Here is a 17,518-nt window from a genome sequence, read left to right as displayed (position 1 = left end):
TTAAAATTTCAAATTCAGGCCGAAGGTGAACTGTCTAAAAGCAGGGTTATTCAGGTTCACACTAATTTGGCGTGCAGGAGCACCTACGTCACCAGCACCAGTTGGAGCCACGCCACCACCATATCCATTGCCTTCAGGATCAGGACCAAAGCCCGCATCCACAAATGGAGAATAGATCACAAATGGGTTGGTTGCATTCAGGTAAATTCTTGCCGAAGCGAGGCCCATTTTACTCATCAAACTGCTTGGCAGTTGGTACCCAAAGTTGATGCTGCGGCACTTGATGAAGGATCCGTCCTGGTACCCGAGGGTAGAACCAAATAACAAACGGTCCGTACCCGCATCCGGCGCCGGGAAGGCATTGGTTGGGTTGGACCGGGTCCAGTAGTCCACCTTGAGCTGGTTAACCCGGCTTTGGTTGAAGAAAGGAAAGCCGTTGCCACCACCATCGGCAGTGAGGTGGGGTGCCAATACTTTCATGCCCATTCTGGCGTAGATGACAATTGAAAGGTCAAAACCTTTGTAGCTGAAGCGGTTGGTAAGGCCGCCTTCCCATTGCGGTTGGAAATTGCCCAGGATTTGACGGTCGTTGGCATCGATCTTACCATCTCCATTAACGTCCTCTACCCGAATTTGGCCGGGATATTGTACCGGGGCAGTTTGTTTCTTGATCTGCTCATTGATGGAGTCTTGCAACTGCCAGATGCCGACTTTTTTGTAGTCATAAATCACCGTCAATGGTTGACCCACAAACCAGCCAGCGCCTTTGTTTTCCAATTCGGTAGGTGTAGTCAATTGGGTGATTTTCTCCCGGTTGAAGAAGAAAATCCAGTCGGTACTCCAGTTGAATCCATTGGTTTTTTGAATATTCTGGGTCGTGATCATCACTTCCAAACCTTTGCCTTCGGTTCTACCCAGGTTTTGCAGGGTGGAAGAGGCACCGTTACTAGCAGGAAGTGGTACCGACAACAAGATGTCTTTCGTTTTTTGATGGTAATAATCGACACTACCCGTGATGCGGTCATTGAACAAGCCAAATTCCAAACCCAAATCAATCTGGTCGGTGGATTGCCAACTCAGCGTTGAGCTAGGCAAGCTGGTCACCAGGTAGGCCAGTTGTTGTCCGGCGGTGCTTTGGCCAAAATTGTAGTACCCTGCGCTCAAACCACCCAAAGTGGCGTATGCACCTACGTTGCGGTTACCGGAAATACCCCAGCCCCCTCTGATTTTGAGGTTGGAGATCGCTTTTATGTTTTTCATAAAACCTTCCTCTGTTACGGTCCAGCCCAAGCCCACGGCGGGGTAATTGAAGTACTGAAAGCCTGGAGAAAGTGTAGAAGAACCGTCGCGGCGGAAGGTAAGGGTTGCAAGATACTTACTGGCAAAACTGTAGTTTACCCGGCCCATGAACGACAATAAGCCTGTTTCGGAGAATGAACCCGTAGCAGTTGGCTGCCCAGCCGCTAAGGCGAAGTTGGCATTGGCAATGTAATCCGCGGGAATACCCGTTACGTTAAACTGACTTCTCTGGTTGTGGTCTTTGGTTACTTCAAACAAACCAGTTATACCGAGTTTGTGTTTTTTGGCAAACACTTTATCGTAGTACAACAGGTGCTGGAAGTTGTACGACCAAGCTTCGGCGTTGTTCACTTCGGCATTCGAAGAAGACTGTACCACCGATGTATTGACATAGGTCAAAGGCCCGGAATAACCATTGCCATTGTCCTGTCTGAAATCCAGACCCGCATTGAAGCGGTAACGCAATCCTTCCACGATTTTCAATTCGGCGTACAAACTGTTGAAGGTTCTGAGTCGGCGGTTGTTGGCCAATAAGGAATTGGCCTTGGTGATCAGGGTAAGTGGACTAACCGCCGCTGCATCGATCGAACCGATGGCTGGATTGAGGTTTACCGTACCATCTGCATTGTAAGGTGAAGCCAGCGGAGTCAAACGCACCAAACCACTGGGCACACCACCACCACCTACCGTATTCGAGTAGGTAAGGGTATTCATGGTGTTGAGCCCGATTTTTAAACTTTTGCTGATCCGGTGATCAATGGTCGTACGGAGTGAGAAACGTTCAAAATTCTGATTGGGAATAACCCCATCTTCCCGGTAATAACCGCCACTCAACCCGTATTGGGTGCTTTCACTACCACCACTCAAACTCAGCAAGTGGCTGGAGTTGGAACCAGTACGATAAATCAAATCTTGCCAATCGGTGGATACTCCCGCAGCCAAGGCATCTTTTTCCTGCTGGGTGAGGAGGTAGGAAGAGGTGCCCGCACTGCTGGGCCAACTGGAACGGTTGTAAGCAGCAGCATCGCTTTTGAATTGGGCATATTCCGCCCCATTCATGACGTTGTACTTGGACATAATATTGGTCAAACCATGGAACCCATCATAGGTGATCACAGCTTTACCACTTTTGCCCCGGCGGGTAGTCACCAAGATGACCCCTCCCGCACCACGTGAGCCGTAGATAGCGGTTGCAGAGGCGTCTTTCAAGATATCGAGACTCGTAATGTCTTCAGGGTTCAAATCGTTGATGCTGCCACCATAAGGGATCCCGTCTACTACGATCAGCGGACCGTCCAACGCATCGCTGGAGCCAGAGTTGGTGGTCAAGGTACGGTTTCCCCGGATCCGAATCTGACCCGCTGCCCCCGGTGTAGAACTATTGTTTACAATCGAAACACCAGCCGTACGCCCTTTCAGTTGTGCGATCAAGTTAGGAGCAGGAACTTCTTTGAGTACTTCCGACTTGATTTTAGTCACAGCTCCTGTTACATCTTTTGCTTCCTGGGTACCATACCCCACGACGACCACTTCATTCAACACGGAAGTGTTGACTTCCAGCACTAAGTTCAAAGTCGTTTGACCATTGATTGCAACGGTCTGTTCAGTATATCCTGTGTAACTGAATTTCAGGGTACCATTGGTAGGCGCTGTGATGGAATATTTCCCATCGATGTCCGTAACAGCACCACGGCTGCTACCTACGAGTAAAATGCTTACCCCGGTAAGTGGCTCATTCCCATCTTTTGAGGTAACCGTTCCACTGACTGTCACATCTTGAGCGTGAGCGTAACCAACTAAGCCTAAGAAAACCAGCATTAGCATGCTAAATCTTCTCAGGCCAGCTAGTCCTGGAAATGTTCTTTGTTTGTTTCGCATTGTTTGTTTGTTTAAATAAAAATCACCAAATATTCGTCGGCAAATACAAAGATAGGTATCCTTTTTAATTTATGAAATCGGTTGCATTGTTTTTCTATGAAAATTTAAAATAGCCTGCACACCTCCTTATGTGGGGCGAGAATTACAAAGCTTCAAAGTTAAAATTACTTAAAATCAATGTTTTATGCCCTTAGATCAGGTTAAGCTGGGTTTAAATATTGGGCCTAATTCGGAAAAGATTGTGTTTATGTATTTGATTCAGAAATCGGTTACATTTCTATCCAGAGTAATTCTAAATACCCTGGAATTCATTTTTACCTCTTCGGTCAGGGTTTCCGGAGATTCCAACGTCTTATTTTGTGAAGTTTTTTACCTGAAACTCAAAAGATCAACAACAAAAATAAGTACTGCCTACATCAAATAAATCGCCAGCAATGAGTCTAAAGGCACATTCCGATGCAGATCTGTTGAGTTTATTGAAAGCCGATGACAAGTTGGCTTTTAAAGAATTGTACGATCGTTACTGGTACAAGATGTACAGCATTGCCTTCCGCAAACTGAATCGGAAAGAAGTGGCCGAAGAACTTGCTCAGGAGTTATTTGTAATGCTTTGGCAAAAACGCGCCACCCTGCGCATCATCAATTTGAATGCTTTTTTGCAGGTTTCACTCAAAAACCTGGCCATTGACTACATTCGACGCAACATCCAGGAGGAACATTACCTGGATTCACTCAAACAATATTTTCCAGTTGAAATCATGGCCACCACGGACATGGTTTATTTCAATGAATTGACCGAAGCATTACAAAAAGCGCTGGCCGAACTCCCCGAGAAAACCCGGCAAATCTTTTTGCTCAACCGCTTCGAACGTTTGACCATTCGCGAAATCGCTGCTCAACTCAATCTTTCCGAAAAGGCTATTGAATACCACCTCTCACGCTCCACCACCTATTTGCGACAGCACCTCAGCGAATTCAATACTTACGGTATGGCTTTACTCGCATACATCCTATTTTAAATGTATTTTTTGCTTTTTAATTTTTTTAAAAAAACCGTCTAACCCATTTAGGGAAAAAAATTCCGCGCCCGTCTAAGCAGGTATATAACTTGGTAGACAAGCATGAGCAAGGAAAAATATCAGGCTTTATTGGCAAAATACCTCAATGGTGAATGCTCTGACGAAGAAAGAGCATTGCTCGACCAATGGTATGCCGAATTGGAGGATGTTTCAAAAACGGTACCTGAAACCGTTGATCCCGTACAAAAAGCCGCCTTTTTAGAAAAAAATTGGGAAACACTCTTGGCCAAAACCCATTTGGATACTCTCCAAAGCAAATCCAAACAACTCTGGTGGCGGTGGTTGGCCGCAGCTTCGGTATTGTTGATCCTTGGGGCAAGTTATTTTTGGTTCAATCATTCATCTCCTTCTACTACAGCCAGTCAAGACCTAGAGGTCCATAAAAATACTGCTACCCAGACCAAAGTAGTTAAGTTGTCAGATGGGAGTATCGTTCACCTGGAACCCAATGCCAGTCTGGTGTTGGATGCCAATTTTGGCAAACAATTAAGAGCAGTACAATTGGAGGGGGAAGCTTTTTTTGAAGTTGCCCGCAATCCCAAAATCCCCTTTTTGGTGCGTTCCGGGAATTTGGTCACCGAAGTTTTAGGCACCAGCTTTCGCATTAAACCACAAGTTGGTCAAAAAACAATCGAGGTCTCGGTACTTACCGGCCGGGTGTCGGTATATGCTCAGGAAACACCCAAAACCCAAAAACTCAACGGGGTGATTCTGACACCCAACCAAAAGGTCATTTTTGATACCGATCTCAAAACCATTCGTCAGGGTATTGTTGATCGGCCACAGTTGATCATTGCGGACCTTCCAAAATCCAATTTCCAATTCGATGAAAGCACCTTGGAAAAAGTGGCTGGCACATTACAAAGCGCTTATGGCGTGGAGATTGTCATCGTCAATCCAAGTATTCGAAATTGTGCGTTTACCGGAGATTTAAATGGCCTGAGTTTGCAGGAGCAATTGGCATTTATATGTGGCAGCATCAATGCAGAATTTGAAATCAGGGGAAGCACCGTATTTATTTTAGGCAGCAGTTGTAATTAACTGAAAATAAATAGCCGACAATGTTGGCGCATTGTCGGCTTGCCGTGTACTACTGGCTTTTGGTTGGCGCCTCAAGCCCCGTTCTTGCACAACGATAGTACACTCGGTTTTAATGTCATTGTCAACTTTAAAACAGTCCAATTTATGAAGAAAAATTTACGAATTCCGAAAATCCTATGGGAGCTTATGAGAATCTCGTTCCATCAGATCTTACTCTGCTTCATCTTTTCCAGTGTGGCCTTCGGGCATACTGTGGGACAAGATGTACTGAACAGGTCCGTCTCGATCGAGGCTGATGACCTGGGGATGAAAAAAGTACTCAATCTGATCGAGAAACAAACCGACGTACGATTTATCTACAGTTCAAGTGCTATCAATACCAATTTGAAAGTCAACATCAAGGTCGCGAATAAAAAACTCGAAACCGTCTTGAAGGAGTTGTTCAAACCCATGGCGGTAAGTTACCTGGTGGCAGACAACCGTATTTTGCTCAAAAAAGAAAAAGTAGAACTTGGTTTTGTACCTACCCTCCAACCAAAATCAAGTGAACTTCAAGTACAATCCATTGACCAGTCGATTAGGGGGAAAGTAACCGATGAAAATGGCGAAGCCCTCATTGGTGTGAGTATTTTTGTCAAATCCCAAACCCAGGGCACCGTAACTGATGCCGATGGCAATTACACCCTGAGCATTCCCAATGGCAATGTAGTGCTGGTCTTTTCGTACATCGGTTATGAGCCACAGGAAGTACTGGTTGGCAACCGCAGTGTGCTCAATGTTGCACTCAAAATCGATACCAAAGCATTGGATGAAGTCGTAGTAGTGGGTTACGGCACCCAAAAGAAAGAAAACCTTACGGGCGCCGTTTCAACCATCGACTCCAAAGCCATTGAAAACCGACCAGTGGCTAACGTAGCCAACGCTTTACAAGGACTGGCTTCAGGCCTCATCATTACACGCGGAACCGGCCAACCCGGCAATGAAGGCATCGGCATTCAAATCCGGGGAGCCACCTCAGCCAATGGCAATGTGGACCCACTGATTCTGGTGGACGGGGTTACCGTGTCCAGTTTTACCCTGCAAACGCTCAATCCCAACGACATCGAAAACATCAGTGTGCTCAAGGATGCCGCTGCTGCCGCCATATACGGTGCTCAAGCCGCAGGTGGAGTCATTTTGATCACCACCAAAAAAGGCAAATCAGGCAAAACCATTTTTGAATATTCCAATCAAATTGGGGCCGATTGGGCACTCAATGTACCCGAAAGGATGCCCTTGCTGGAAGAAGCGGAATATGCCAACCTGGCCCGCAAAAATGCAGGATCAGGCCCTGAATACAATGAGCAGGAGTTGCAGCGCATCCGCGACGGAATTCCTTATGTAATCAATCCGAGCGACACCACCCGTTACATTTTTTACAACCAGGAAGATTTGATTAGTCAGGTGATTCGGGATTACACCCCCATGCAAACGCACAACCTCTCGGCCAGAGGGGGCACCGACAAAACCAACTTCCTGATTTCTCTGGGCTATTATGGCAAACAAGGTACTTTCAAAGTGGGGCCGGACCGCCTGGATCGTTATAACCTGCGCATCAACCTGGGTACCCAGTTGACTAAACATTTGTCCCTGGATTCGCGCATTGCCTACACCTTGCAAAAACAGGAAGCGCCATCAACCGGTGCGGATGGACAAGGCCTGGTGTACCAGGTTTATCGTTTGCGGATGCGGTATCCCATTTTCACGCCAGAAGGCCGCTTGAATGGTGGCGCGGGTTCTTCTGCCAACAATACCTATGCTTTGTTGAAAGAGGGCGGCTACAACAATGTTGATCGCAACTTTTTTGATGGGGTATTTACTTTCACCGCAGCCAATTTTATCAAAGGTTTGAAGTTAAAAGCGGTGGTGGGTCAACAATACCGCCTGGGACAAAGAGAATTGTTCGCCCGTACGGTTGAGTTGTGGGGGCGTTTTAGTCCGGTTTTTTACCTGAACAATCCAAACAACTTTAGTCGCACCAACGAAGTTACCCAAAACACCAACCTGCAATACCTGGCCGATTACGATTTGGCTTTGGGCAAAAATAAAATCCACGTATTGGCGGGTTACCAATGGGAAAACAACCGTTTTGAAGGGGTAACCACCTCCTCCAATTCTTTGGTCAGCAACGACCGCCCGACCCTCAACCTCGGGAACGACCTGACCAAGTCCAACAGCGAAACCATCAATACTTTTGCCTTCCAGTCCTATTTTGGTCGCTTCAATTACAGCTTTGACGACAAGTATTTGCTGGAAGCCACCATTCGGGTAGATGAAAGTTCACGCTTGGCACCGGGCTTGCGCGTCAAAACTTTCCCTTCTGCTTCCGCTGGCTGGAATCTGCACAAAGAAACTTGGTTCAATAAAGCATTGCCGATCTTTTCCGGTTTCAAACTCCGGGCGTCCTGGGGTCGTTTGGGCAATGCCCTGGGGATAGGATTGTACGATTACCTTAGCTTACTCAGCAGAGGTTCTGGTTTGGTCCTTGGTGGAACCGAAGCACGTACTTCTTACTTCTTTGAAAACGTAGTTCCCTCCTCTGAACTCTCCTGGGAAACCATCGAAACGAGCAACGGGGGCCTTGACATCGGTTTGTTCAAAAATCGCCTGCAAATCAGCGCTGACTACTATGTAAAATTCAACCGGAACATGCTTACTCCTCTCCAGTTGCCAGCAACCTTTGGAGTGGGTACACCCCGCATCAACAATGGGGAGCTGAAATCCTGGGGCTGGGAAACCGAGTTGACTTACCGCGATAAAATCGGTGACCATTTCAACTACAACATCGGCCTGAACATATCCGACAACCAAAACGAACTCATTAGTTATGCTGGCCGCCGGGTATTGAATGCCGGGTCGGTAAGTTTATTGGAAGGATACCCCCTCAACACCTTCTGGGGCTACCTCTCTGACGGCTATTTCCAGAATGCGGATGAAGTCACGGCACATGCTTTCCAGGATAGCCGCACCGGCCCTGGGGATATCAAATTTGTAGACCGTAACGGCGACGGCAAACTCACTGTAGGCAAAGGTTCTCCCGAAGATCCTGGTGACCTCGTCATCCTGGGTACCGATCAGCCCCGTTACACTTTTGGCGTCAATTTGGGCTTCCAATGGAAAGGTTTCGATTTTTCAGCCTTCATTCAAGGGGTTGGCAAGCGTAACTTCTTGCCCAACGGCGAAGCGCTTCAGCCCCTTTCTCAGTCCTGGAAACAACCGCTGGCCCTCCACCGCGACTACTGGACAACGGAAAATCCCAATGCCGCCTTCCCTCGTCCATACCTGCAGGGTGCTTACCGTTACCTGCCATCCGACAAGTGGATCATGAATGGGCAATACGCCCGTTTGAAAAACATTCAGGTTGGTTATACCCTACCAGCTGGTTTGTTGAAAAAGGTCAAATTGTCTCGGGCCAGAATTTTCTTCACTGGACAAGACCTGTTCACGGTATCGAAATTGGGCATCTTTAACGACTACTTCAACCCTGAGCAAAGAAGTGGAGTGGAAAACGATTATCCGTTTTTTGCCACTGCCGCCATGGGCCTGAACCTGTCATTTTAAGTAGTGGGGCAAAAATAAGTACTCATTTTTTTATTGCCCCTAATCCCATTTTTTGACGTTCTAAAGCTTTTTCGACCATGAGAAATACGTTTAAATTTTTCATCCTGCTTTTTGCCCTGAGCATGTTTAATGCTTGCGACGTGGATCGTTTGCCGGAGACCCAATTGAGCGACCCTGCCTTTTGGAAAACCGAAGCCGATCTGACCGCAGCGGCCAACTACTTGTATACATTTTTGCCTGGGCTACCCAACACCGACGACAACTGGTCGGACGAAACCTATGCCCGTGCCCCCAATAGCATCAGTGATGGCTCCCGGATTGCACCTGCTACCGACGGCAGTTACAACAACCCCTATCGTTTGATTCGGGCCGCAAACAACATCATCGCAAAAGGGCCTCAGGCTGCTGCGACTGGCGTTTCTGCTGCCACTATTGATCGTTACATTGGTGAAGCGCAATTTTTCAGGGCTTGGGCCTATTTTTCCTTGTTGCAACGGTACGGTGGTGTTCCACTGATTCTGACTACGCTCAAGGAAAATTCACCCGAGCTGGAAGCCCCGGCGGCTACCCGTGAGGCAGTGGTTGAAGCCATTTACAAGGACCTGGATTTTGCCGCCGCTAAGTTACCCACCCCAAAAGCTTTGGGTGCAGCCGGATATGGCCGTATTTCAAATACTGCTGCGCTGGCTTTCAAAGCCAGAGTTGCCCTGTTTGAAGGTACTCGATCCAAATTTCATGGCTACGGAGAGCCCAACAAACACCTGGCCCTCGCGGTAACTGCTTCCAAGGCGGTAATCGACAGTAAGGAGCACGGTCTGTTTGGCAATTATTACAACCTCTTTCAGCTCGCTGGCGAAGGCCCAAGCAACAAGGAGAACATCCTGGTCCGCAAGTACGGGGTCAGTTTGGCCGACAATGTATTGAACCACAACTCTGCACGCAACCTGGAAAATGGCTCAGCCAGCCCTACCAAAAGTTTGGTTGATTCTTATTTGATGACCGATGGATTACCAATTACCAAGTCACCATTGTACACAGCACCTGTTGCTTCCATCGATGTATTCGCCAAAAGGGACGAGCGCCTTTCGGCAACGATTATGAAAAGAGGTGATGCCTATATTGGCTCCAATCCGGTCTTTTCCATTGCACCCCTGGTCTTCAATTTTACCGGATTTTGCCCTCGCAAATATTTCAACATCGACGACTGGACCAACCAGCGCTCCTACATCGATGGCATTTTGATCCGTTATGCCGAAGTATTATTGATTTATGCTGAAGCAAAGTTTGAGCTGGAAGGAAGCATCAGCGATGCTGACCTGGAACTGAGTGTCAACTTGTTGCGCACCCGGGGCAAAATTGCCAAACTGAGCAATGCTTTTGTCAACGATAATGGCCTTGATATGCGTACCGAATTGCGCCGTGAGCGTCGGGTAGAATTAGCACTGGAGGGCTTCCGTTACTGGGACCTGATGCGCTGGAAAACGGCAGAAGTGGAATTGGTCAAACCCATTTTGGGCAATTTTTTCTTCAAGTCCGAATATGGTACCGCTACTTCCGTGAAGCTCACACCTGACAACTTCATTTTGGTGCAGGATGCCAACTTCCGCAAGTTCAATCCTGAAAAAGATTACCTCTGGCCCTTGCCCATCAACGAAATTGGTTTAAATCCTTCCCTGAAGCAGAATCAAGGATGGTAAGCACTTTAGCCCCTCAAACATCTTGAGGGGCTTTTTTCTAGATTTTTTTGCCAATCTACAGCCCCTTTTCGAAAGTTTCGGACTTTCGAAAAGGTCGACTGCGTAAACATTCGCATTCAGCGCAATATGTTGCATAGTGACCTTTTCAAAAGTTGAAACTTTTGAAAAGGGGTTTTGAATTTCCCGTTCAGCCCTAAATATCAAGCCATGTCCACAATTTCCTATCCCTGCAAAAGGTGGTACTCCTTAACCCTGCTCGCCCTGCTGAGTTTTTTTTCCTGCATCAAAACCCCGGCACCCGCCCCGCAACCCGTAGAGCTCACAGGCTGGCTCTCCGATGTCAAAAAGAATCACCCCCGTTTGATTTTACAGGAAAATCGCCTGGAGGAAATCAAACAATTGCGCAAAACTGATCCCCTCCTCGATCAATACATCAATGCCTGTTTGAGTAGAGCCAATACCTATGCGACCAAGCCACTATTGGAGCGAGTACTTACCGGGCCACGCCTCTTGTCGGTGAGCCGGGAGTTGTTGATTCGCTCTTATTGCTTATCTTTTGCCTATCGTTTTACCAGGGACGAAAAATATTTAAGTGCTGCGGTCAACAACCTCAAAGCCGTTTGTGCCTTTTCGGATTGGAACCCCTCCCATTTTTTGGATGTGGCAGAAATGCTGCATGGGGTCGCGATTGGGTACGACTGGTTGTACCAGGACCTAAGCAAAGCTGACCGCGAAATCCTGCGGGAAGGCATGAAAAAACATGGCCTGAATGAATACCAGAAGCGTGGTGGCGAGTGGTGGAACAAAGCCGAAAACAACTGGAATCAGGTCTGCAACGCTGGCTTGATCGTAGGGGCATTGGCATTGGCTGAAACCGACCCAACTTATGCCCAGGAACTGGTTCCCAAAGCCATCAGCAACCTTTCTGTCGCCCTCAAAAACTATGCACCCGACGGCTTGTGGTACGAAGGCCCAGCCTATTGGAGCTACGCCACCGAGTACCTGTGCTATGGCATGGCTGCCCTGCAAACGGCCAAAGGCAATATGCAAGGGTTGGAACAATATCCGGGTTTGCGCGAAACGGGTTTGGTGCCTATGATTTGTGCTTCGCCTAATTACAGTTTCCTCAATTTTGCCGATGCTGGTGAAAATAGCCGCTCGGATGCCTCTCCTGCTTTCCTGTTTTTAGCCAAAACCTACAACAATCCAAATATTTCCAACTATTACCACGAGGTCATCAAAGCGCGCAACTTACTGGCTCATCCCCTGGCGGTGCTTTGGTATCAAGCCCCAAATAGTACAACCACAGCTCGCACCCTCGACCAATATTTTCGGGGCAAGGTAGAGGTGGTCACCTTCCGCTCGGCATGGAACGATCCAAACGCACTTTGGCTAGGCATCAAAGGTGGAGTAAATGGTTCGGAACACTCCCATCTCGATTTGGGCAATTTTGAGTTGGAAGCAGGTGGGGTGCGTTGGGCCAAAGACCTGGGCTCCGACGATTACAACCTGCCTGGTTACTGGACCATGGGCGTCGGCGGCAAACGTTGGACTTATTACCGACTCAACTCGTTCAGCCACAATGTTCCCTTGTTGGGGAATCAAAACCAGTACGAGCTAGCCACTGCAAAATTTATTCAAACCGACCTCAATCAGGCAAATCCTTCCGCTACGCTCGACTTGACGGATGCTTACCGCAACTTCTCCAGCAAAAGTACCCGCAAGGTGAGTTTGATCAACAAACGCAGTGCTTTTTTGATTGAGGATGAGTTTATTTTGACCAAGAATACAGAAGTGGCATGGGGAATGATGACCGCTAATAGCATTGAAGTTCAGAAAGGAGGAAAGGCCATTTTGCGAAATGCCACGATTACCACGCGTACACTGGAAGTGGAGGTTGTTTCACCTCAGGGCGCAGAATTCAGCGTTGAATCCGCCGTACAAAAAGCCCCTGAAAAACTGAACACTGGCCATTCCCGCTTGATGATTCGTTTGCCCAATCAAACAGGAAATATCAAAGTCATCGTGAAACTTACGCCGAAAAGTTAAATTTGTCTTGGAAGTTGTTGGAATTCATGTTGCGAACAGCTTCTAAAACAAAAACACTAAAGATGAATTACAAAGTCCTCCTGCTTTTATTACTGCTACCTTGCCTATCCTTTGAATCATTTGGGCAAAAAAAGGCAGCGGCCAAAATGCCAAAAATGATATTTGGCGATACTTCCCGCATTGGCATTCCCTTTGCGAAAGATCCTCATGTGATCAAATTCCAGGGCCGCTATTTGATGTACTATTCCATTCCTGCCTATCTGGACCAATCCAATCCAATCCCGGGTTGGGGCGTAGGGATTGCCGAGAGTAAAGATTTGCACAAATGGCATAAAGTAGGTGAAGTCACTCCAGCCAGCGAGTATGAAAAAAAAGGACTTGCCGCACCAGCCGCCCTGGTTGTCAATGGTCAAGTGCATCTTTTTTACCAAACCTACGGCAATGGGAAAAAAGACGCCATTTGCCACGCGGTTTCCTCCGATGGTTTGAAGTTTACCCGCGACCCAAGCAACCCAATTTTTAGCCCTACAGGAGATTGGAATTGTGGCCGTGCCATCGATGCCGAAGTGTTTCCATTCAAAGACAAGTACTTACTTTATTTTGCCACCCGTGATATCGATTACAAAATCCAGATGCAAGGGGTCGCTTCTGCGCCTTTAACGGGTAGTTTTGGCCGCGAGCAATGGACGCAACAGTGTACAGCTTCCATCCTTAAACCCGAACTTCCCTGGGAAGGCAACTGCATTGAAGGCGCTTCAATCATCGAAAAAAACGGCTTGTTGTACATGTTTTATGCTGGTGCCTACAACAACGACCCACAACAAATCGGCGTGGCCAAAAGTAGCGATGGGATAAAATGGGAACGTTTGTCCAACAAACCCTTTTTAACCAACGGCGATCCAGGCACCTGGAACTCCAGTGAATCCGGGCATCCTCATATTTTTCAGGACGACAATGGCAAGACCTACCTGTTTTACCAGGGCAACAACAACAAGGGTAAAAACTGGTACATCTCCAATGTCGAAGTTAAATGGAATGATCAGGGTCCTTACCTCAAAAAGCAGCGTTGAATTGATGAAAACAAATCAAAACTTGTTTGTAGTTGCACTTTTTGGCATAGGGATTTTGTTGGTTCAAAATCAACACTTAAGCGCCCAAAACAAAACGGAGCAACTCAAATCCACCAAAGGTTTGGTTGCATTTTGGGACTTCAAGGAAGAAGCAGGCCAAACCCGCCAAGCATGGGGCAAAGGAACTTTTCCGCTCGCGGAAATGGATGGCACAATTCCACGGCTCAATGAAGGGCCGCTGTCAGGTTATTCGGCCCAATTTGGCAGTGGTGCTTATCTGTCGCTACCCAGTACACAAACCGGCGCGCTGAATATTTATGGGTCAAAACAAGGGGTAACAGTCCTCGCCTGGGTAAAATGGACGGGTGAACAAACCGGTTTTGTGGGTGGATTATGGAATGAATATCAGGACGGCGGCAAACGCCAGTACGGTTTATTTGTGTCCCTTCCGCATTACAATGGCAAAAATCAGGTTTGTGGGCACATTTCACTGACTGGCAAACCAACTCCTCCATTCCCCTATTCCATCGACTACTCCGCGAGTAAACAGGATGTTCCTGCCAACCAATGGGTTTGTATTGCCTTCACCTACGATGGGCGCTACATGAAGTCTTATGTAAACGGCGTTTTTGAAGCCCGCAAACCAGAACTGATTGAGCATACCAAGGGGTTTGAGGGATATCCCAATGGCCTGATCCAAAGCAAAAATCCTTATTATTTTCCCGATGGGATGGGCAATAATGGCTCAGATTTTACAGTTGGAGCCGTATTATTAAAAAGGGGTATGGGTAATTTTTTCAAAGGGCAAATTGGTGGCTTGGCAGTCTTTGATCGAGCCTTGCACAAAAAAGAATTACACCGATTGGCCCACTAGTTCTGCTTTATCTTCAACTCCTTTAAACCAACATTGCAATGAGAACCTACTTCATGTTCATTTTCTGGCTGCTTTGTGTACAACTCTCTTTGGCTCAAGTTACCCAGCGCAACATCCTCGCCAACAAATACAACCTGCTGGCCGTACAACAATCTTTAGTACCCAAAAACCAGTGGAAACCCTACCCCACCACGCCCGAAGAATGGCGGAAAAAATTGCCCGATTCCATCTTCAACAAACTGATCAAAACGGGCGAAACTACCCTCAAGTATAAATTCGAACCCATTTCGGCCACAATGTCCCTGGATTTTGTACGCTCTGGTGACCGGCAACAACATGGCAATCTTTCTTTTGGCAAACGCAACGCCTTGATGAACCTGGTACTTGCCGAAAGCCTTGAAAACCAAGGGCGTTTTACCGAAGCCATCATGAATGGGGTTTGGTCGATCTGTGAAGAAAGTTATTGGGGCGTCCCGGCACACATTAGCAGCACAGGACTACCTGATGTAGAAAACCCAGTGGTCGATCTATTCGCCGCTGAAACCGCAGCAGTGTTGGCCTTAACCGACTATTTTGTGGGGGAAAAACTAGACAAAATCAATCGCCTGCTGCGTAGCCGAATCTACTACGAAACTAAACAACGTATTTTCACCCCTATGGCCAAGAATGGCGACAAATACGGCTGGATGAGCCAAACCAAACCAGTCAACAACTGGAACCCCTGGATCATGTCCAACTGGATCACGGCCATTTTGCTCCTGGAAAAAGATGAAAAGCAACGCGCCGAGATGTTGCACCATTCCATGCGTGGCCTGGATCGTTACTTCAACAGCCTGGGTGACGATGGCGGTTGTGATGAAGGACCGAGTTATTGGTTTGCGGCAGGAGCTTCGGCTTATGATTGTTTGGAACTCTACACCAGCGCGACCAATGGGAAAATCGACATTTACGGTGATCCTTTGATCAAAAAGATGGCCTCGTATGTGTACAAGACGCACATTGCCGACAATTACTTCGTCAACTTTGCTGATGCCGATCCAAAGTTGACCCCCGACGGCTTGATGTTGTACCGTTTTGGCAAGGCCATCAAGGATGAAACAATGGTACAATTTGGGCAGTGGTCATTCAAAACTTTCCCTGCTGCTTCAACTGCTGTTTCCGGTTACCAACGGCCCCGCAGGCTCAACAACATCCTGAGCGTAGTACAACTGGCCAACAACAATTTCAGCTACACGCCTGCACCGGATGCCTGGTTTGCCGACATCCAGGTAATGACCACCCGCAATGCCAGCGGCATGTATCTGGCTGCACATGGTGGACACAACGCCGAAAGCCACAACCACAACGATGTAGGAGACTTCATCATTTACCTCAACGGCAAACCCATGATTGTGGACGCCGGACGGGGCAATTACACGGCGCGCACTTTTTCGAGCAAACGTTATGAATTGTGGTTCACTCAGTCCGAGCACCACAACCTGCCGATCATCAATGGCCTAGGGCAAAAAAGTGGCCAGGAATTTGCGGCAAAAAATGTCAGTCGGATCATGACTCCTAAAGAAAGTGGTATGAGTATGGACATTGCCAGCGCTTACCCTGCCGAAGCTGGCATCCAAAGCTGGAATCGCACCGTTCTGCTCAAGCGCAATCAGGACGAGGTGGAACTTACCGACGAATACCTGCTCAAACAAAAGCCCAAATCGCTGCAACAGGTTTTTATGACCGTTGGAAATGTAAATCTCGTTGAAGCTGGAAAAATCATCATTTCGGATGGCTTCCTGAGCATGACCCTGCGTTACGATGCCAAAAAATGGACTGCAACGACCGAATTGCCTTCCACCGAAGGGATGGAATACAGCAGCTTCAAAACCAAGTGGGACAGTAAACCCGTACGCAGAATCATCTTGACCAATACCGCCCCCGAGGCGAAGGGAAAGTTCGTATATAGTTTTAAGCGGGATTAAACAAGCAACAATCATTTTAAACAATCAATTATATTTGTAGTAAAATCTTAATTCATTACAATGAGAACAACTAACATTTTATGCTTATTGGGTTTGGCTGCAGCCCTGGGCCAGGCCTGTCAAAATGCAGCACCGAAGCAGGTCGAGGCACCAGCCTTCACTACTACGCCATATTGGGTATCGAGTGCTTTCATTGATGCCCTGGAAGCAGACAGTGACTCTCTGGCTACCGCTCAATGCCACGAATTGCAGTTCATTGGCAAAGATTCCGTGATCTACATCTACGGAGGTTGGGAAGCAGCACCTGGAACTTTCACAGTTGTCGACGATAAAAACATTGAAATCAGTGGGGAGATGTTTGGGGACGCCACACTCCGCATCACTCAGGTTTCGGATCAAGAGATTGTATTGGATCTGGGTACTGACCGAGAAGTACATTTCAGACCTGTTGAGAACCATGAACACGATCCACGGGGAGCAGCAGTACTATTGGTCGGCCAACATCTTGCGGGTACCTACACCCGTGAGAATCCTTTTGGCCGAAGCAATGCCGAGCAACCCATCACCCTAAATGCGGATGGAACAGTCAAAGGGTTTGAAGCCTATCAAACCTACGAAGCTGCAATCGGTGGCGATCTGGCCGACGCCGGGAGTGGCAGTAACATGATCTATTTCTCTTCCGCCAAGCAAGAGATGTTTCCCTTGGCCTGGAGCAAGCGTGGCGATACCCTGAATTTATGGACCTTGGAAAGAGTTACTGGAGCCGATGAAAAACCTTATTATGAGGTGGGAAGGATGTATGATCGGCTGATTCGGAAGAAATAAGTTGTATGAAAAATGACTTTGAGCGGAATAGTGATGCACTAATCCGCTTAAAGTATAGTTTTTAGACCACTTTGAGCAGCTTAACGCCCAAAAAACGACACTAGCTCAAAAAAGAAGGGACGGAAAATAACCAATTGGCTAT

10 protein-coding genes are annotated in these 17,518 nt (G+C 47.5%); 9 read left to right on the top strand and 1 reads right to left on the bottom strand.

The features are described from left to right. Positions 1 to 3,177 (bottom strand): SusC/RagA family TonB-linked outer membrane protein, encoded by a 3,177-nt coding sequence (locus ACO08K_RS19280; RefSeq protein WP_421798053.1) that lies wholly within the window; start codon positions 3,175 to 3,177, stop codon positions 1 to 3. A 434-nt stretch (positions 3,178 to 3,611) separates the two neighbouring features. Between ACO08K_RS19280 and ACO08K_RS19275 the strand changes: the two genes are divergently transcribed. The 9 genes from ACO08K_RS19275 to ACO08K_RS19235 all read left to right on the top strand — a co-directional run bounded on the left by ACO08K_RS19275 (position 3,612) and on the right by ACO08K_RS19235 (position 17,376). Next, positions 3,612 to 4,196, top strand: coding sequence for an RNA polymerase sigma factor (locus ACO08K_RS19275; protein WP_421798051.1), 585 nt, complete (start codon positions 3,612 to 3,614; stop codon positions 4,194 to 4,196). Between the two features lie 102 nt (positions 4,197 to 4,298). Continuing rightward, a complete protein-coding gene (locus ACO08K_RS19270; protein WP_421798050.1) occupies positions 4,299 to 5,297 on the top strand; it encodes a FecR family protein in 999 nt (332 codons plus the stop codon). Between the two features lie 186 nt (positions 5,298 to 5,483). Further along, positions 5,484 to 8,897, top strand: coding sequence for a TonB-dependent receptor (locus ACO08K_RS19265; RefSeq protein WP_421798049.1), 3,414 nt, complete (start codon positions 5,484 to 5,486; stop codon positions 8,895 to 8,897). 77 nt (positions 8,898 to 8,974) lie between these two features. Continuing rightward, positions 8,975 to 10,594, top strand: a complete 1,620-nt coding sequence (locus ACO08K_RS19260) for a RagB/SusD family nutrient uptake outer membrane protein (protein WP_421798048.1) — start codon at positions 8,975 to 8,977, stop codon at positions 10,592 to 10,594. Positions 10,595 to 10,801: 207 nt separating this feature from the next. Further along, entirely contained in the window at positions 10,802 to 12,643 is a 1,842-nt protein-coding gene (locus ACO08K_RS19255; protein WP_421798047.1) for a heparinase II/III domain-containing protein, read from the top strand. A gap of 62 nt (positions 12,644 to 12,705) precedes the next feature. After that, on the top strand, positions 12,706 to 13,713 hold the full coding sequence (locus ACO08K_RS19250) for a family 43 glycosylhydrolase (protein WP_421798046.1): 1,008 nt from the start codon (positions 12,706 to 12,708) through the stop codon (positions 13,711 to 13,713). A gap of 4 nt (positions 13,714 to 13,717) precedes the next feature. Then, positions 13,718 to 14,587, top strand: coding sequence for a LamG domain-containing protein (locus ACO08K_RS19245; RefSeq protein ID WP_421798045.1), 870 nt, complete (start codon positions 13,718 to 13,720; stop codon positions 14,585 to 14,587). A 38-nt stretch (positions 14,588 to 14,625) separates the two neighbouring features. After that, positions 14,626 to 16,551 carry a heparinase II/III domain-containing protein gene (locus ACO08K_RS19240; RefSeq protein WP_421798044.1) on the top strand — a complete coding sequence of 642 codons (1,926 nt, stop codon included), beginning with the start codon at positions 14,626 to 14,628 and terminating at the stop codon, positions 16,549 to 16,551. A 60-nt stretch (positions 16,552 to 16,611) separates the two neighbouring features. Beyond that, entirely contained in the window at positions 16,612 to 17,376 is a 765-nt protein-coding gene (locus tag ACO08K_RS19235) for a hypothetical protein (protein ID WP_421798043.1), read from the top strand. The last annotated feature ends 142 nt before the right edge of the window (positions 17,377 to 17,518 follow it).

It is taken from the genome of Haliscomenobacter sp. (assembly GCF_965225875.1).
In the GTDB taxonomy this organism is placed as follows: Bacteria; Bacteroidota; Bacteroidia; order Chitinophagales; family Saprospiraceae; genus Haliscomenobacter.
This window is presented reverse-complemented; position numbering and strand designations above follow the sequence as displayed.